Genomic DNA, 17,598 nt, shown 5'->3' on the forward strand with positions numbered 1-17,598 from the left:
AGAATGCACAAGTCAGTCTGGACAGCATAACAATACAGAAGCGGCTGCGCTATCCCGGAGGAGGAGGCGCAGCCGCTTCTGGTGTTTATGGAGTAGGATTCGGTTCGGCCTGCTTCGGCTCCCGTGGAGGGTTGAAGCGATACACCAGATAACCGACGATGAACGGCAGGATGATGGTCACGATGCCGGCGCCGATATTCACCTTATCCTGCATGAAGATCAGTGTCGCGCCCATCAGGATGCTGTCGAATACCACATGGCTGAACATCACCGCGATGAACCCGTACCGGATGAAAATATAGCTGAACAGAAGACCGATGACCGTCAGCTCAATCGGCCGTGAGATGACGGGATAGATCGGGTAGAGCGTATGTCCGAGTGCCCAGATCAGGGTCGTGATCAGTGAAGCGATGAGCGTATTCTTGACCAGCTTCTTCAGCATTCGGATACCGAACAGACGGTAGACCGCCTCTTCCGAGAGCCCGGCCAGCCAGGCTACAATCGGCAGCAGCCAGGCATATTTCATATTGTAAGGCGACTGGCTGGCGTCAGTGGTGGACCAGTTATCCAGCGTATAGGACAGAATAATGAACATGACGGTCTGTACGCCAAGCAGGATGAAGGCCCAGATATAACCAGCCTGAATACTCTTCAGTACATAGTGGCCGTAGCCGGGCTCGGAGGCCCGGGGCCAAGGATTCAGCTTCTCCTCAGAGCGCCACAAGCCGTCCCCTCCGACCAGAGAGAAGTAGAGCAGGAGCGACATCAGCAGACTGTACAGAACGTAGATGATGAACATGACTACTGCTGTAACTCTTGCCTCAGCGCCGCCGCTGCCGGATTCGGATACCACATTGTAGCTGCTGACCATCATGATCAGGAAATGGACGGAGCTCAGGAAAATTCCGCGTTTCCAGGAAGTATGCTTCCTGCGCAGAATGCCGTAGATCATCGCCAGGATGCCGAGCAGCAGGGTAGGCAGGCCGTAGCCGAACAAGGTGAGCTTCTTGGCAAGCGAGGTCTGCCCGTCCACATAAGTATCATGCCAGGCAGGAGCCGAGAATCCTGCACGGAAGTACGAGACCTCGCCGTTCAGATAATTGAATTGGTACTTAAGCGGTAATTCACCTATGGTGACGGAGTTGTCGGAATAGACAAGCCCGTATCCCTCAAGGTTAGCCTCAATCTTCAGCTTGGCAGGATGGGCCCCCCATAGCTTCAGCCAGGGAAGGGCGAGCCTCTCTTTTGCCTCCAGGCTCAGCTCCGGTATGCTGCTTACAGGATTGGCAGGATCGGTACGTTTGGTTGCCGCCGCCGTGGGCCGCTCCCCGTAATTCAGCCCGGACGCAGCATCGGCATCGGCGCCAACAGCAAAAGCCACAGGCTTGCCTGTATACATATTGAGATCGACTGCCAGCCGGGCTGCCGCCTCTCCGGACGTATAGAGCACCGCATGGTACACATCGAACGGATAACGCTGGTCCAGCTTATTCTTGGAATAGTCCGGAAGCAGCTTCTCACGGGACATATAGCCGTAGAAGGAAGAGTCCGTCTTGTACAGGATCACCCATTCATCTCCGGCTGCGGCTTCATAGCCGAGCTGCCCGGCGGCGAAGGCGGCGGCCTTCTCCCGGATTTCGCTTTTGCTGAGAATGGCTGTATCCCCGTCTGAACTGGAGAGAAGCTGGGGAGCGATCTGGAACATGACAAATAGAATGAGTCCGAGAATTCCGGCAAGGATAAGTTTGGTAGTAAGGGGCCGCTGATGCAGGGGCTGGCCGACGGGATTCATGGAACGCCTCCTTGAAATAAAATGCTCTCATCCATCCATTATAGTATTACATGCCGGGCAGGTACAAAGAAATGCCTTATTATCCTTTTACGTGAAGAAGTCCCGGCTTATGCTTAAAGGCTTGTTATTTTTGTCTTCTTATCAAAATGAGTCTTTGTGAAGTTAGGCAATAACGTATATAATTTTGTATGCTTATCTGATACTGACCGATTCGTAACTTCTAATATGGAACCCTGAAAGGATGAGAAGTTTGGCGTCACCGTCTTCCAAGATCACCGGCTTCCGATTCCTGAAGCTGGCTCCTCCGCAAATCCTGGTGCTGAGTTTTGCTGCGGTTATCTTCATCGGCACGTTGCTGCTTATGCTTCCGGTATCCAGCGTACCCGGGCAGCCGCTCCGCTTCATGGACGCGCTGTTCACGGCCACCTCTGCCGCCTGTGTGACCGGACTGGCTGTAGTGGATACCGGTACCCATCTTACGGGATTCGGACAAGCGGTCATTCTGGTGCTGATCCAGATTGGCGGGCTCGGGTTCATGACGATGGCCACGCTGTTTGCGCTGGTGTTCAGGCGCAGAATCTCACTGCGTGACCGGCTGATTCTTCAGGAAGCCATGAATCAGAGCTCGATGGAAGGGATTGTGCGGCTGATCCGCAAGGTGCTGCTCTATTCCCTGGTCATTGAAGCTGCGGGAGCGCTTCTCCTGTCTATCCGCTGGGCGGTGGATATGCCGCTGGGCCGCGCGGTCTACTACGGGGTGTTCCACGCGGTGTCGATGTTCAATAACGCCGGATTCGATCTGTTCGGCGGGCATGATCATAGCTTAATCAGCTATGTCGGAGACCCAGTCATTAACCTGGTCGTTATGTTCCTGATCATCTCCGGGGGAATCGGCTTCATCGTCATCTCCGACCTGGCCGAATACCGCCGCACACGCCGGCTGTCGCTCCACAGCAAGGTGGTGCTGTCGATGACAGCCGGACTGATTGTGACCGGAATGGTGGTCATCTTCATCTTCGAGTTCACCAATTCGCGGACCCTGGGACCGCTGAACCTCGGGAGCAAGCTATGGGCCTCCCTGTTCCAATCGGTGTCACCGCGTACGGCAGGGGCCAACACGCTGGATATCACGGGATTGCGTCAGGCGACCCAATTCTTCATCGTGATTCTGATGTTCATCGGGGCTTCCCCCGGTTCTACCGGCGGCGGCATTAAAACCACAACCTTCACGCTGATGATCGGAGCTGTCATCTCCATGCTGCGCGGCCGCGAAGACATCGTGCTCTTCCGTTACCGGCTGGCTCAGGAGCGCGTGTTCAAGGCACTGACCATTACACTGCTGGCGCTGCTGCTGATCGTTACGGTCTCGATGATGCTCTCGACTACCGAGGGGCTGCCGTATCTGATGATTCTGTTCGAGACGATCTCAGCGTTTGCCAATGTCGGACTGAGTCTGGGACTGACCCCGGAGCTGACACAGGTCGGCAAGATCCTGATCTGCCTGACGATGTTCGCCGGACGGCTGGGACTGCTGACGCTGGCGTATGCGCTCGGTCCGAGACAGGGTAAACCATTATATAAATATCCGGAAGGCAAAATGATAATTGGATAGGGGAATCAAGTCATGAAACCACAGCAGTTTGTTGTAATCGGCCTGGGCCGCTTCGGCTCAAGTCTGGCGCTGGAGCTGATGTCTATGGGCTACGAGGTGCTTGGCATTGACCACCAGGAGGAGCGGGTGGAGGAGATGACCGGACGGCTGACGCATGCAGTCATGGCGGATGCTACGGATGAAGGGATTATGCGCTCCCTCGGGGTGCGTAACTTTGACTGCGGCATTGTGGCGATCGGCGATAATATGGAGCGGAGTATTCTGGCCGCGATTCTGCTGAAGGAGCTGGGCGTCAAGCAGGTGGTCGGCAAAGCCATCTCCATTCTGCATGGCCGCGCGCTGTCGAAGCTGGGGGTAGACCGGGTGATTTTCCCGGAGCGGGATATGGGTATCCGCGTGGCTCATCAGCTGGTGACGCCGAATCTGCTCGATTATATCGAGATCTCCAAGGATTACAAGGTCGTTGAGCTGACGGTGCCCGCCTGCATGAACGGTAAAAGCCTCTCCGAGCTGAACACCCGCGCCAAATACGGCTGCAGCATCATTGCCCTGAACCGCGAGGATGGCATCATCGTTGCCCCGACAGCGCATGATCATGTGCATCAGGGAGACATCATGGTGGTAATCGGCTCCAACGACAGCATCGAGGAGTTCGAGGATGAAGCGGTGAATGCGGAGTAAGGACTTCCTGCCAGCCAGCCTATCCCGATAAAAGAAAGCTACAAACGCCCGGATGGCAATGCATCCAGGCGTTTTTGCTGTTTCGGCGTAAGCCTGCAGCCGCACATTAGAACGCCTGCACATCAGCCTGTAACATGCCGCGCGGGGGTTGAAAAATTTTCCTATACACATATGTAAAATGTATCCTGAAATGATAAAATAAAAATATTGTAAGCGGTAACATAGAAATGCTTAGGGGGATATGTGATGAAAAAAACACCGATGATCCTGCAGCTGGCGTTGATTCTATTCTGCATTATGGCTATTCCTACAGCAGTCCTGACCTGGTACAGCGGGTCACAGATTATACAGAATTCTGAAGCGGCTATCGGGGAATCCACGCTGGCCGGGCTTAATGCCAACCGCAGGCTGAACGAGAACGCGCTGGCCAATCTGGCCCAGGATACATCGCGTCTGGCGGCGACGAATATTTTTGACCGCATCCGCAGCTTCGAGACCTACGATGAGATTAACGCCAACTATAACAATGTAAGTCTGGCGCTGTCCGTGACCAAGGAGCTGCTGAACCTGAACCGCCGGGTGGATGGTGTGTACTCTTCATTCTTTGTCCTGGAGGATTCCGATTATGTCTTCTCTACCGACAGCAGCATCACGACGCTTGCCCGCTATGAGCCTATCGGATGGATCACAGAAGCGCTTAAGGGGCGCAGGGGGATCAGCGGGGTATGGGTGCCCCGTAAGCTTGCGTCGGGCGAGAATGTGGTGTCTTATGTGTACCCGCTCAACCGCCTGTCCACCACCACCCGGGGAGTGATTGTCGTCAACATGAAGGAGAGCCAGATCGGCAAATATCTGCATGCTACCGAGGTGGGTGAGAGCAACTACCTGCTGCTGGACGCTGCGGGTACGGTGATCTCCTTCAATGACCGGTCCATGCTGCTCTCCGACAGCCGTAAGCTGCCGTTCTTACAGGAGATTCTGAATCAGGAAGCCAGTGAAGGCTACACCTTCCGCAAGCTGGAGGGCAAACGGACGGTGTATGCCTGGAGCCGCTCCTCCTTGTCCGGGTGGTGGAATGTCAGCTGGAGCTCCATGGATGAGCTAATGACCAAGTCCCGGGAGATGCAGGGAAATATTATTCTGCTGACGGGGGCGATCATTGTACTGGGGACGCTGCTGGCAATCTTCCTTGCCACATGGCTATCCAGGCCCCTGAGGCAATTGGTGCAGACGATGCGCTCGAAGCTGGATCTGGGCGTAGTGAACAAGAATGAGCTGGCCTTCCTGGATCTGGCCTTCAAACGGATGCAGGAGGAGGAAGAGAGTCTGTTCCAGCTGCTGCAGGAGCGCGAACAGGATACCCGCAGTTTGGCCGTGCACCGTCTGCTGCGCGGTGAGATTCCGCCGCGGATTACGGAGGTTTTTCCGCATGCCTGTTACAGAGTGGTGGTGGTCTCCATCGACCAATATAGAAGATACGTGGGCCATACCAATGTGGAGACGCGCAGTTATCACCGGTATTTGCTGAGTGCCAAGTATGAGAATGTTTTCGCTGAGGGGGTGGTGGCCCGCTGTGTCTACCATAATGAGGGCTGCACAGTGATTGTACTGAACTTTGCCCCGGAGGAGGGGGAGGCGCATAGTACTCTGATTCATCAGGCGCTGGAGGAGATCCGCGATCAGTCTCTTGAACTGCTGGAGCATTCGGTCACGATTGGGGTGAGTGAGCGGACGGATGCTCCGGAGAGGGTGGCGCTGCGGCTGTTCGAGGCGATGGAGGTGATTAAGCGCAGGATGATCAAGGGGGCCGGAAGCATCATGTACTGGCATGACGGGGAGGATAACAGCCGCAAGTATGTGGACTCTGAGAGCAGCGAGCGGCGAATTCTGAATTTCCTGGATGCCGGCGACCTGGTGGGAATCTTCAAGGAGCTGCAGAGCATCCGCAGCCAGATCTCTGCAGAGGAACATATCTCCTACGATAATATTATGTTTATCTATCATCAGCTGATGGGCGCGACGATCAAGCATCTCCGGGAGAACCACCTCGGAACCGGAAGGATGATTATGGGCCGGGGCAACGTGTATTCGATTCTCGCCGCGATGGATACGCTGGATGAGCTGGAGGAGTACCTGTATGATTTTTACTGTGAGATTGTACAGAGCCTGGACCGCAGCACCCATGAGACCAATTATACGCAGCGGATCATGGAGTACCTGAAGCAGCACTACCGCGAAGAGATTGTCTTCGAGGACATGGCTAAGCAGATTGGCATCAGCTACTCTTATATGCGCAAGCTTGTCTATGAGCAGACCGGCAGCAGCATGATTGATTTCGTGAACCAGCTAAGGATCGAGCAGGCCAAGGAGCTGCTGCTGGATTCGGGGCTGACGATCAAGCAGATTGCCGCAGAGGTTGGTTACGCCAATGTGCAGAGCTTCAACCGCTTTTTCCGCAAGTATGAAGGCATGCCGCCGAGCGGCTACAAATCGGCTAAGAGCAAGAGTTCTTAGAAGCTAGGAGCTCATAGATGTTCATAAAAGCCTATAAAAGCCTATAAAAGCCCATAAAAGCCCTCCCCGGCGGAACGGTAACTCCTTTCAGGAACCGTGTTGTTTCGGCTTGTCTGCGGAAAGTGGGTAGGCGGCGGGAAAGAAAGGGGAAAATCCCTCTGATGGAGCCGAAAATGGGCGGGTTGAGGAGCACAAGTGCACCTGAATCCCGAGAAAGTTGGCTAAACGAGCGAATGAAGAGCACAATTGCACCTGAATCCCGAGAAAGTTGGCTAAACGAGCAAATGAAGAGCACTAGTGCCAATGTCATTAAGTTAAGATATAGAGCCAAAAACAAGAAAAAGGCAGGTTATCGAAAAGATAGCCTGCTCTTTTTTTGCACAAAAAAATCTTGACAATCCGTAGAAAACGTGTGGCGAAGCCCCTTGAAAAAACGAGGAGGTTACGCCAATGAATGCTTATGCAAATTCGCTGAAAGACAGACTGACATCTCTCATCCGTGAGATGGCGGCTGCCCCCGCGCCTTACGTCAGAAACCCGGGAAAGGATTTTACCCGAACGAAAAAACTACCCTTTGAAATGGTTATGCAAACCCTGATCTTTATGGGCGGCAACAGCCTCTATAAGGAACTGTTGGAATCGCAGGGCTATGACGTTAACACCGCAACTTCTTCTGCTTTTGTTCAGCAAAGAAATAAAATTTTGCCGTCTGCGGTCGAATCTTTGTTTCACACCTTTACCGCGTCCCATACGGAATTCAAGGATTATCGAGGCTATCGATTATTGGCCATTGACGGTTCCGATCTGCATATTGCAACAGATCCTGCGGACCCGTTGACCTATTCTCAAAGTCAGCCCCACTCGAAAGGCTTTAACCTTCTGCACTTGAACGCTGCTTATGACCTCTGTAACCGGCTTTACGTGGACGCCATCCTTCAACCTCGAAAGCTGCGCAACGAAGGAAGGGCGCTGTCCACGATGGTGGATCGGTCCCCTATTCAGGGGAACGTCATTGTGTTGGCGGATCGAGGATTGGAAAGCTACAATACGTTCGCGCATCTGGAACGGAAAGGATGGAAGTACGTCATACGGGTCAAGGATTTGCATTCGAATGGCATTCTTTCGGGCTTGCACTTGACCTTTGAAGGGGCGTTTGATCAGGAGATTCACCTGACGCTGACTAAAAAACGAACGAAAGCGTTCAGGGATCACCCCGAAATCTATAAAATTCTTCCGGCCACCTCTAGCTTTGATTTTCTGGACATGCAAAAGAACCTGTTTTACCCGATTTCCTTTCGGGTGGTTCGTTTCCTCCTGCCCAGTGGCGATTATGAAACCGTCATTACCAATCTACCGGCTGCTGAATTCTCACCGGATGAACTCCGGGAACTGTATCACCTGCGATGGGGGATTGAGACCTCTTTCCGGGCCTTAAAATACACCATCGGTCTGACCCATTTTCACGCAAAGAAGCAAGAGTCCATTACCCAAGAGATATTCGCAAGAATGATCCTCTACAATTTCGCTGAAATGATTACCTCGCACGTAGTCATTTCCCAAAAGGATAAACGGCACCTCTACCAAGTCAACTTCACGGTGGCCGTTCACGTCTGTAGACATTTCCTGCGCTCCAAGGGCGATGGACCCCCGCCTGATGTGGAAGCTTTGATTCGCAAAAATATTTTGCCGATTCGTCTCACCCGTCCTGGGCAAAGGAATACACGCAGAATACGTAGCAAATCCGCCATTAGCTTCGTCTACAGAGTAGCATAATTCGGTTCGCATGAACATTTTTTTAAGTGGATCTTCCATCCGCTTTGTTTGCTATGCGCTTTTTTCCTTCCTTACACCAAAAACAAACGGCATAGGACGTTTCCCCATACCGTTTTGGATTCTCTTTATTAATTCCAAACTTATCTTTGAACTTATCTTAATGACATTGGCACTAGTGCACCTGAATCCCGAGAAAGTTGGCTAAACGAGCAAATGAAGAGCACTAGTGCACCTGAATCCCGAGAAAGTTGGCTAAAACGAGTAAATGAAGAGCACAAGTGCACCTGAATCCCAAGAAAGTTGGCTAAACGAGTAAATGAGGAGCACTAGTGCACCTGAATCCCGAGAAAGTTGGCTAAACGAGCGAATGAGGAGCACTAGTGCACCTGAATCCCGAGAAAGTTGGCTAAACGAGCGAATGAGGAGTAATCCCCCGCTAATCTCCCCCGGCCCCATCCCTCGCCATGCCTTTCTATCCGACTTGTACCTGCTCTACTAATTGAAAGCGCTTTATTAATTTTGGGAATGCCTATCAGTTTTGATTATTCACCATGGCCTGAAGCTTTGTGCGCCGGGCAACAATCATTTGTGAATCAATTGTGATAGGTGATCATCAATACTCATGATATTCAAGCCCCGGCGAAGGCGGTAGCATAGGAGCCAGGCCGGAGAACACGAGCCGGAAGCCGGCAAGAAGAATTCAAGGCAGGAGGTGAATATGTTGAAAGCTGCAAGCGCTTCACAAACGAATCACAGTCCTTTATTAAGAAGGAAACAGGGGTTCAGCTATTATTTACAGCGGGATTGGCAGCTCTATCTGCTGGTGATGCTTCCGCTGGCTTTTGTCATCGTATTCAAATATTTGCCCATGACCGGACTTGTAATCGCCTTCAAGGACTATAAGATTGCCAGAGGTTTCTGGGGCAGTGAATGGGCCGGGCTGCAGGTCTTCCAGGACCTGTTCGCCAAGCCTGATTTCATCCGGGCTGTCCGCAACACTCTGCTGCTGAACGTGCTTGACCTGTGCTTCAGCTTCACGATGCCGATTGTGCTGGCTCTGCTGCTGAACGAGATCAAGAGTGTACGGTTCAAAAGAATCAATCAGACGGTGCTGTATTTGCCCCATTTCCTCTCCTGGGTCATTATCGGAGCCATCGCGTATCAGCTCCTCAGTGAGGGGGGCGGCGTTGTCAATAACCTCATAGAGCTGATGGGAGGCACCCGGATTCCGTTCCTGCAGCAGGATACGAATTGGCTCATTAGCTATCTCGTGATCGGGGTCTGGCAGAGCATGGGCTGGGGCACGATTATCTACCTGGCGGCGATGAGCGGCATCAACCCTGAGATGTATGAAGCGGCTACGGTGGACGGGGCAGGGCGCTGGAGAAAGGTATGGAATATCACCCTTCCATCGATCCGGGCAACGATTGTGACGCTCTTGATTATGGCGCTGGGCAAAGTAATGGACGGCTCCTTCGAGCGTATCTATGCGCTGCAGAATAAGGCCACCACGGAGTACACCACCACCATTCCCGTTCTGGTGTACCGCTGGGGGATTGAGAGCGGAAATTTCAGCCGGGCGACCGCCATCGGATTATTCCAGTCCGTCATCGGGATTATTCTGGTTATTTCCGCAGACCGCGTAGCCAAGAAGCTTGGTGAGGATGGGATTTTGTAGAAAGGAGAGGAACCATGAAAGCAATTGCCGGAGGCACTGCCGCCCCCCATAAAGCACGTATCGATATCTGGGAAACGCTGATCCGCCTCGTCATTATTATCATCTCATTGATCTGCCTGCTGCCGTTCATTCATGTCGTATCGAAATCGCTGAGCTCTGACTCCTTCGTCATTGCCAACAAGGTCTTTCTGTGGCCGCAGGGCTTCACCATTGAAGCGTATAACAAAATCTTCGCGGATGCCAGCATCCTCCGTTCCCTGTATATCTCGGTCATCGTGACGGTGCTGTTCACCATTCTGGGCATGATCCTGACCATCTGCGCCGCCTATCCGCTGTCCCGAACCCAGTTCAAGGGCCGCAGGGTGATCACCTTCATCTTCCTGTTCACCATGTACTTCAGCGGGGGCATTATCCCCGACTATATGAACATCAATAATCTGGGGCTGATGGATACCATCTGGTCACTGGTGCTGCCCCTCTCCTTCAGTGCCTTCAATCTGCTGATTATGAAGACTTCTCTAACGCACGGGATTCCCGTAAGTCTGGAAGAGTCTGCGCGGATCGACGGTGCCGGGCATTTCCGGATTCTGTTCAGCATTGTGCTGCCGTTATCCAAGCCGATTATGGCGACACTCGCTCTCTTCTATGCAGTGGGACGCTGGAATGCTTATCAGGACGCATTGTTCTATATCAAGCATGAGACCTCGCTCCGGCCGCTTCAGCTCAAGCTGTATTATCTGGTCATTCAGGCAAGTGAAAGCTTCCAGCTGGAGGCCAGCCAGGTGCAGCTCAGCAATCCCGAAGTTCTGAAGGCGTCAGTCGTTGTATTCGCTACCTTGCCTATCCTCTGTGTGTATCCGTTCGTCCAGAAATACTTCGTTCAAGGTGTTATGCTCGGAGCCGTCAAGGAGTAATCCTGCGTCCCTGGTATATAGTCATTCTTTGGAATCACGAAAATTCAAAAAATGGGGGAATTGCAATGAGTAAAAGAAGCGTGTATTCGTTAATGATGGCATCCGTCATGACGGCCGGCCTGCTGGCCGGGTGTTCCGGGGGAAATAACACCAAGGATACAGCCGAATCCAGCAGTAAGCCGGCCGAGACAGCCGCTGCTACGAACCAAGCCGAAGGAGCCTATCCTGATTATTCCAAGGGCTTCGAGAAAAAAGTCTCGCTCGACATTCCGGTCTATGAGCGTGCCTATGAAGGCTGGAACGTGTCCGATAACTACTATACCCGCTGGGTGCAGGCGGAGTTCGGCGACAAATATAATATTGAGGTTAATTATGTGCCGATCACCCGCTCCAAGGAAGTAACGGATTTCGAACAGCTGCTGGCTTCGCACAAGGCTCCGGATATTATTTTCCACTATGATATGCCGCAAGCGCTTACTTATTATGGTGAGGATGTGATGCAGCCGCTCGACTATGCAGAGATTCAGAATTATGCGCCGACCTACTGGAAAAGTATGGGTGAGACGATTGAACAGTATGGTACCGTGGATGATCAGAAGACCTTCTTCTTCGCTGCGCGTCCTGAAGCCGACAACTTCGTCAACATTATCCGCAAGGACTGGGTGGAAAAGGTAGGCATGAAGGTTGAGGATCTGACCTCGCTGGAGAAGTATAACGAGATGCTGGCCAAATGGAAAGAAGCCGGGCTCGGGGTGAGCGGTGGCAACCTGCTGCAGAACTTCTTCAACTTCAACTATCCGTTCCGTAAATGGCCGGTGGATGCGAAATATCGTGCGCTGTATTCCGATCTCAGCGTGGCCGATCTGACTACAGAGGAGACTGAGGCTTACCTGCGTAACCTCAATTATCAGTATAACAATGGCCTGATTGATAAGGAATTCTATCTGCGCAACGATGAACCGAAGATTAAGGCTGAATTCGTGGCAGGCAAAACCGGCAACTTCGGCTTCTATCTGGCGAACAACACCGATGTCTTTGCGGCTACGCTGCAGAATAATCCGGATGCTGAATTTGCCGTAGTGCCTCCGTATGCGGGAGTTCCGGAAGGCAATAAGCCTCAGGGACGCGCTTACTGGCCGTTCGGCTTCATTATGGGAATTAACTATGAATCCACGCCGGAAGAACGCGCAGCCGTGTGGATGTATCTGGAATGGCTCAGCCAGCCGGAGAACCTGTTCAAGTTCCAGAACGGGATCGAAGGGGAGAACTATACGCTTGACGCAGACGGCATTGCGCTGAAGAACCCGGATTATAAGGGCGAAGCGGTGCTGGCACAGAACAATAACAAGGACTATTGGGGTCTGGTGACGGAAATTGCCCAGTACCCGGATGAAGCCAAGACCCGCAAGGCCAACCTGCGCAACTGGGCACCGGCCGGTTATGAGCCGCTGGCGGATGATCTGGTGAAGTATTATGACGAGGTTGCCGAATTCCGTACACCGGATGCCCTGTTCAATGTGGTGCTGGAGAAGGTGAACGAATACAAGGCGGATCTGAATACGCTGTTCCAGGAGCTGTACGTGAAGGTGGTGCTCGCTCCGGAGGCAGAATTCGATGCTACGTATGAAGCCGCCAAGAAGACGTATCTGGAGGCAGGCTACCAGGAGATTCTGGATGAGAAGCAGGCGGCAATTGATGCAGGCAAGTTCCGTTAATTCGGTGTAAGCCTGGCTTAGTATAGCAAAAGAATTACCCGGCAGTATCCTCACCCGGCAGGCCGATCCGTAGCATTACGGAGGCTTGCCGGGTGATTGCTGTGTTCCCCGCCGCTACTCGCGGCTGTTCAGGAAGACATCCTCCGTCACCTGTACCAGGCAGCGCGCTGCCGTACTGAGTCCGCCGCTGCTCTGGTAGATGAGGCAAGTGGTCCGCTGCGTCTGCTCCAGCTCCTTGATGTGCAGGGAGACCAGCCCCCCGCCGTTCAGCAGCTCCGGGCGCAGATACGAATTCGGCAGCAGGGCCGCAGCTTTGATGGTGGGCAGCAGACGGACGATGGCCTCGAAGGAATCGATCTCCATCCGTACATCGGGATCAACCCCGCAGCGCTGGAACAGATCATCTGTCGTCCGGCGGTACCAGGTTCCCTTGGAGAAAAGAATCATCGGCAGCCGGGAGAGATGCTCCATGGTGAGCCGCGTCGTCAGGGTCAGCGGATGCTGCTCGGAGACGACCAGCCGGAGCTGGTCCTCGAACAGCGGGATGCAGCGCAGCCCCGGCTCCCGGACCTGGGAGGCGATAATGGCGACATCGCATTTGCCTTCGCTGACAGCGGTAACCATCTCATGTGTCTTCCCGGTGATGAGCTTCAGCTCGGCTGCCGGATATTTCTCGGTGTACGCTTTTACGAGGGGAGGCAGGGTGGTCTGCAATGTGGTCAGGCTGGCGCCCAGGGTTACGAGCTGCGGCTCGCCCTCCTTGAACTTCGATAACGCTTCCAGGAACTTGGAACGCTGCTGCCGCTGCTCCAGCGCATAGGTGTAGGTAAGCCGGCCAACCTCTGTAAGCTCCAGGCGCTTGCCGAAGCGGTTGAACAGGGCGACGCCGAGCCGCTCCTCCAGCTTGGAGATTTTGCGGGAGAGGGCAGGTTGGGACAGGTTGAGCTGGCGCGAGGCCCGGTTCAGGCTGGAGTGCTCCACCACCGCAGCAAACGCATCTAAATCATCATACATTTCAAAGTGCTCCTCTCTCCCAAATTCCCATCCAACTGTGATAAAAAGTATAGCCGAGGATCCAAGGTTCTCCTGATGAGCAGGAAGGCAACCCTAAATTGTAAGTTATTAATGAAGCTAAATGATAATTATTATCATATTAAAAATATTCTTATGCAATTATTGTATAACGATTAATAATTAGATTGCAATTCCCTTATAAGCAAAAAAAGAGTAACATGAAAAGTGACACAAGATATTCACATATTGTGAATTATTCAGCAAAGTCCGGGAAAACAATGGATAGTGGTGAAAACAGACTATTAGCCGGTAAATCAAGCCTGCCGCTGCCCTGTTTCAACTGTACTCCCGGCGGTGTATGCTCTTTAAAAAGACTTGTGAAAACGCTGTTTTATATGGAAAGGGGACACTTTGCATGAGAGGATTTTATTCCAGAAAGATTCATTCCTTGCTCGGCGTTATCCCGCTCGGGGCATTCTTCCTTGAGCACATGCTGACGAACTTCGCAGCAGTAGAGGGTGGCGCTTCTGGTTTCACAGACAGTGTGCTGTGGCTGAACAGCCTGCCGCTTGTCTTCTTCCTGGAATTGTTCGGCATCTGGCTGCCGCTGCTGTACCATGGAGTCTACGGCCTGTACATCGCGTACCAGTCCAAGCCGAACCTGAACCGCTATAATCTTGAGCGCAACTGGCGTTATACGCTGCAGCGGATCAGCGGAGTCGTCACCTTCATCTTCATTGTCTGGCATCTGTGGGACACCCGCGTCCAGGTAGCGCTCGGCAAGGTGGAGCATGATCAGCTAGGCGGAGTGATGCATAACATTGTGACCCAGCCGCTGCTGATGACTCTCTATATTGTCGGAATCGTGGCTGCCTGCTTCCACTTCTCTAACGGTCTATGGTCGTTCCTGATCAGCTGGGGAATCACGGTGGGTCCGCGTTCGCAGAGAGTATCGTCCGTACTTTGCCTAGGTATTTTCGTTATCGTTACTTTCATGTTCGTCCTGTCGCTGGTTACCTTCCGTAACGATGAATTCCAAACTGCCGCTACGGCGATGCAGTCAGTGCGCAGTTTTATTTAAGAATATAGAGGTGCGTGGAAGCGGTTAACTTGTGCTGCTGACACGCTCACAAAACTTTTAGGAGGGGAACAATCATGGCATCAGCCGATATCATCATCGTGGGCGGCGGTCTGGCCGGCCTGATGGCTACCATTAAGGCCGCTGAATCCGGCGCGCATGTACATCTATTCTCACTGGTCCCTGTCAAAAGATCACATTCCGTCTGCGCGCAAGGCGGCATCAATGGCGCCGTGAATACCAAGGGCGAGGGCGACTCGCCCTGGGAGCATTTCGACGATACCGTATATGGCGGAGACTTCCTGGCCAACCAGCCTCCGGTGAAGGCCATGTGCGAAGCGGCACCCGGCATTATTCACCTAATGGACCGGATGGGCGTAATGTTCAACCGTACGCCGGAGGGGCTGCTTGACTTCCGCCGGTTCGGCGGAACGAAGCGCCACCGTACAGCCTTCGCGGGTGCGACTACCGGTCAGCAGCTGCTCTATGCACTGGATGAGCAGGTGCGCCGCTGGGAGGCGGAAGGCCTGGTTACCAAGAGCGAGAACTGGGAATTCCTCTCGGTGATTCTGGATGACGAGCGGGTCTGCCGCGGTATCAGCGCCCAGAATCTCAAGACGATGGAGATTCAGACCTTCCCGGCGGACGCGGTCATTCTGGCCAGCGGCGGTCCGGGGATTATTTTCGGCAAAACCACGAATTCGGTCATCAACACAGGAACCGCAGCAAGCGCCGTGTATCAACAGGGTGTGCATTATGCGAACGGGGAATTCATTCAGATTCACCCGACGGCGATTCCCGGCGATGACAAGCTGCGGCTGATGTCGGAATCGGCGCGCGGTGAAGGCGGGCGGATCTGGACCTATAAGGACGGTAAGCCGTGGTACTTCCTTGAAGAGAAATATCCTTCGTACGGTAACCTGGTGCCGCGCGATATTGCTACCCGTGAGATTTTCAATGTGTGTGTGGATCAGGGGCTGGGCATTAACGGCGAGAACATGGTCTACCTGGATCTGTCGCATAAGGACCCGAAGGAGCTTGACGTTAAGCTGGGCGGCATTATTGAGATCTACGAGAAGTTCATGGGGGATGATCCCCGCAAGATTCCGATGAAAATCTTCCCGGCTGTGCATTATTCGATGGGCGGCATGTGGGTCGACTATAATCAAATGACGAATATTCCCGGCTTGTTCGCGGCAGGGGAATGTGAATATCAATACCACGGGGCCAACCGTCTGGGAGCGAATTCCCTGGTCTCTGCCATTTATGGCGGGATGGTCTCCGGTCCGAAGGCTGTGGAATACATCAAGGGCCTTAAGAAATCGGTGCAGGATATCTCCTCCACGGTGTTCGACAGCTTCCACAAGACGCAGACCGATAAATATGAGTCGCTGCTGGGGATGACTGGCACAGAGAATGCTTACGTGATCCATAAGGAGCTTGGCGAATGGATGACGGCGAACATGACCGTGGTGCGTGAGAACAAGAAGCTGGAAGCGACGATCGGCAAAATCAAAGAGCTGAAGGAACGCTACAAGAATATCAATATGAGCGACACTTCGCGCTGGAGTAACCAGGGCGTGGCCTTCACCCGCCAGCTGTGGAACATGCTGGAGCTGTCGGAGGCGATGACGCTCGGAGCTCTCCTGCGCAATGAGAGCCGGGGCGCACATTACAAGCCGGAGTTCCCGACACGTAATGATGAGGAATTCCTCAAGACCACCAAAGCGGCCTGGACGGCTGACGGCCCGCAGATCTCCTACGAGGAAGTCGATGTATCACTGATTCCTCCGCGCGTGCGGGATTACTCGAAGGACTGACCGGTTAGACTAACCAAATTTTCTAGGAGGTAACTGACATGGCGGAAACAGCAGCAGCTCCCAAAAATGTGAAATTTATTATTACCCGCCAGGATGAACCGGAGACCAGCCCCTATACGGAGGAGTTCGAGCTTGCCTACCGCCCGGGGATGAACGTGATCAGCGCACTGATGGAGATTCAGCGTAATCCGGTGAACGCGAAAGGCGATAATACAGTTCCTGTATGCTGGGAATCCAACTGTCTGGAGGAGGTCTGCGGTGCTTGCTCCATGGTGATCAACGGCAAGCCCCGTCAGGCCTGCGCAGCGCTGATCGACAATCTGGAGCAGCCGGTGCGCATTGAGCCGATGAAGACCTTCCCGGTCGTCCGCGACCTGGTGATTGACCGCAGTCGGATGTTCAATGCCCTGAAGCGGGTCAAGGCCTGGATTCCGATTGACGGCACGTATGATCTCGGTCCGGGACCGCGTATGCCGGAGAAGAAACGCCAGTGGGCGTATGAGCTGTCTAAATGCATGACTTGCGGCGTCTGTCTGGAGGCTTGTCCGAATGTCAATGAGAAGACTGACTTCATCGGGCCGGCAGCCATCTCCCAGGTGCGCCTGTTCAACGCTCACCCTACAGGAGAGATGAATGCTGAAGAGCGCCTGGATGCGCTCATGGATGACGGCGGCATCGACGGCTGCGGTAACTCGCAGAACTGTGTGCGGGCCTGCCCGAAGGGCATTCCGCTCACGACCTCCATTGCCGAGATCAACAAGCAGACAACGAAGCATATGTTCAAGCGCTGGCTGGGTGTCTGAGGCAGTGCAGCCCATTTCTCTATAGTGAGAATCGTAGCAGGCCATTCAGGTGTCATTCCTGAGTGGCCTGTTTGGCTGCGCCTGGCATAATAACAGGTACGGATGTTTCTGGTCGGCTGGAAAAAGGGTACATGTGTAGACAGCCTGTAATGAAGAGCCTGTAGCTGCATAGAATAGCCATACGTGTGCAGGTTCCAATAAATA

12 protein-coding genes are annotated in these 17,598 nt (G+C 53.3%); 10 read left to right on the forward strand and 2 right to left on the reverse strand.

All coding sequences use genetic code 11. The features are described from left to right. Window positions 1-85: 85 nt before the first annotated feature. On the reverse strand, window positions 86-1,792 hold the full coding sequence (locus MKY96_RS02330; RefSeq protein ID WP_340938336.1) for a CPBP family intramembrane glutamic endopeptidase: 1,707 nt from the start codon (window positions 1,790-1,792) through the stop codon (window positions 86-88). A gap of 241 nt (window positions 1,793-2,033) precedes the next feature. Here MKY96_RS02330 and MKY96_RS02335 point away from each other — a divergent pair, with 241 nt between their 5' ends. From MKY96_RS02335 to MKY96_RS02365, 7 genes are all read left to right on the forward strand, one after another. Next, the gene (locus tag MKY96_RS02335) at window positions 2,034-3,404 is read left to right on the forward strand and encodes a TrkH family potassium uptake protein (protein ID WP_340938338.1); all 1,371 of its coding nucleotides are present in this window, start codon (window positions 2,034-2,036) and stop codon (window positions 3,402-3,404) included. A gap of 12 nt (window positions 3,405-3,416) precedes the next feature. Next, window positions 3,417-4,085 carry a potassium channel family protein gene (locus tag MKY96_RS02340; protein ID WP_036721939.1) on the forward strand — a complete coding sequence of 223 codons (669 nt, stop codon included), beginning with the start codon at window positions 3,417-3,419 and terminating at the stop codon, window positions 4,083-4,085. Window positions 4,086-4,331: 246 nt separating this feature from the next. After that, window positions 4,332-6,599, forward strand: a complete 2,268-nt coding sequence (locus MKY96_RS02345) for an AraC family transcriptional regulator (RefSeq protein ID WP_340938340.1) — start codon at window positions 4,332-4,334, stop codon at window positions 6,597-6,599. A gap of 450 nt (window positions 6,600-7,049) precedes the next feature. Then, window positions 7,050-8,372 (forward strand): IS4 family transposase, encoded by a 1,323-nt coding sequence (locus MKY96_RS02350; RefSeq protein WP_076086935.1) that lies wholly within the window; start codon window positions 7,050-7,052, stop codon window positions 8,370-8,372. A 718-nt stretch (window positions 8,373-9,090) separates the two neighbouring features. Then, window positions 9,091-10,050 (forward strand): ABC transporter permease, encoded by a 960-nt coding sequence (locus tag MKY96_RS02355; protein ID WP_340938342.1) that lies wholly within the window; start codon window positions 9,091-9,093, stop codon window positions 10,048-10,050. 14 nt (window positions 10,051-10,064) lie between these two features. Next, window positions 10,065-10,964, forward strand: coding sequence for a carbohydrate ABC transporter permease (locus tag MKY96_RS02360; protein ID WP_340938344.1), 900 nt, complete (start codon window positions 10,065-10,067; stop codon window positions 10,962-10,964). Between the two features lie 65 nt (window positions 10,965-11,029). Then, complete coding sequence (locus MKY96_RS02365; RefSeq protein ID WP_340938346.1) at window positions 11,030-12,679, forward strand: ABC transporter substrate-binding protein; 1,650 nt, start codon at window positions 11,030-11,032, stop codon at window positions 12,677-12,679. 114 nt (window positions 12,680-12,793) lie between these two features. Here the strand turns inward: MKY96_RS02365 and MKY96_RS02370 are convergent, their stop codons facing one another. Next, window positions 12,794-13,693, reverse strand: a complete 900-nt coding sequence (locus MKY96_RS02370) for a LysR family transcriptional regulator (RefSeq protein WP_340938347.1) — start codon at window positions 13,691-13,693, stop codon at window positions 12,794-12,796. A gap of 415 nt (window positions 13,694-14,108) precedes the next feature. Between MKY96_RS02370 and MKY96_RS02375 the strand changes: the two genes are divergently transcribed. From MKY96_RS02375 to sdhB, 3 genes are all read left to right on the forward strand, one after another. Then, on the forward strand, window positions 14,109-14,774 hold the full coding sequence (locus MKY96_RS02375) for a succinate dehydrogenase cytochrome b558 subunit (RefSeq protein WP_076162220.1): 666 nt from the start codon (window positions 14,109-14,111) through the stop codon (window positions 14,772-14,774). A gap of 74 nt (window positions 14,775-14,848) precedes the next feature. Further along, complete coding sequence (sdhA, locus tag MKY96_RS02380; RefSeq protein WP_036701593.1) at window positions 14,849-16,591, forward strand: succinate dehydrogenase flavoprotein subunit; 1,743 nt, start codon at window positions 14,849-14,851, stop codon at window positions 16,589-16,591. Between the two features lie 38 nt (window positions 16,592-16,629). Then, entirely contained in the window at window positions 16,630-17,394 is a 765-nt protein-coding gene (gene sdhB, locus MKY96_RS02385; RefSeq protein ID WP_036727090.1) for a succinate dehydrogenase iron-sulfur subunit, read from the forward strand. Window positions 17,395-17,598: the final 204 nt, after the last annotated feature.

The organism is Paenibacillus sp. FSL R7-0302, assembly GCF_038006885.1.
Lineage (GTDB): Bacteria > Bacillota > Bacilli > Paenibacillales > Paenibacillaceae > Paenibacillus_AQ.

What these genes read in the sequence shown, in the direction of transcription:
- MKY96_RS02370 (WP_340938347.1), bottom strand. Translation starts at nt 13,693, where the DNA reads ATGTATGATGATTTAGATGCGTTTGCTGCGGTGGTGGAGCACTCCAGC.
- sdhA (WP_036701593.1), top strand. Translation starts at nt 14,849, where the DNA reads ATGGCATCAGCCGATATCATCATCGTGGGCGGCGGTCTGGCCGGCCTG.
- MKY96_RS02340 (WP_036721939.1), top strand. Translation starts at nt 3,417, where the DNA reads ATGAAACCACAGCAGTTTGTTGTAATCGGCCTGGGCCGCTTCGGCTCA.
- MKY96_RS02350 (WP_076086935.1), top strand. Translation starts at nt 7,050, where the DNA reads ATGAATGCTTATGCAAATTCGCTGAAAGACAGACTGACATCTCTCATC.
- MKY96_RS02360 (WP_340938344.1), top strand. Translation starts at nt 10,065, where the DNA reads ATGAAAGCAATTGCCGGAGGCACTGCCGCCCCCCATAAAGCACGTATC.
- MKY96_RS02365 (WP_340938346.1), top strand. Translation starts at nt 11,030, where the DNA reads ATGAGTAAAAGAAGCGTGTATTCGTTAATGATGGCATCCGTCATGACG.
- MKY96_RS02330 (WP_340938336.1), bottom strand. Translation starts at nt 1,792, where the DNA reads ATGAATCCCGTCGGCCAGCCCCTGCATCAGCGGCCCCTTACTACCAAA.
- MKY96_RS02355 (WP_340938342.1), top strand. Translation starts at nt 9,091, where the DNA reads ATGTTGAAAGCTGCAAGCGCTTCACAAACGAATCACAGTCCTTTATTA.
- sdhB (WP_036727090.1), top strand. Translation starts at nt 16,630, where the DNA reads ATGGCGGAAACAGCAGCAGCTCCCAAAAATGTGAAATTTATTATTACC.
- MKY96_RS02375 (WP_076162220.1), top strand. Translation starts at nt 14,109, where the DNA reads ATGAGAGGATTTTATTCCAGAAAGATTCATTCCTTGCTCGGCGTTATC.
- MKY96_RS02335 (WP_340938338.1), top strand. Translation starts at nt 2,034, where the DNA reads ATGAGAAGTTTGGCGTCACCGTCTTCCAAGATCACCGGCTTCCGATTC.
- MKY96_RS02345 (WP_340938340.1), top strand. Translation starts at nt 4,332, where the DNA reads ATGAAAAAAACACCGATGATCCTGCAGCTGGCGTTGATTCTATTCTGC.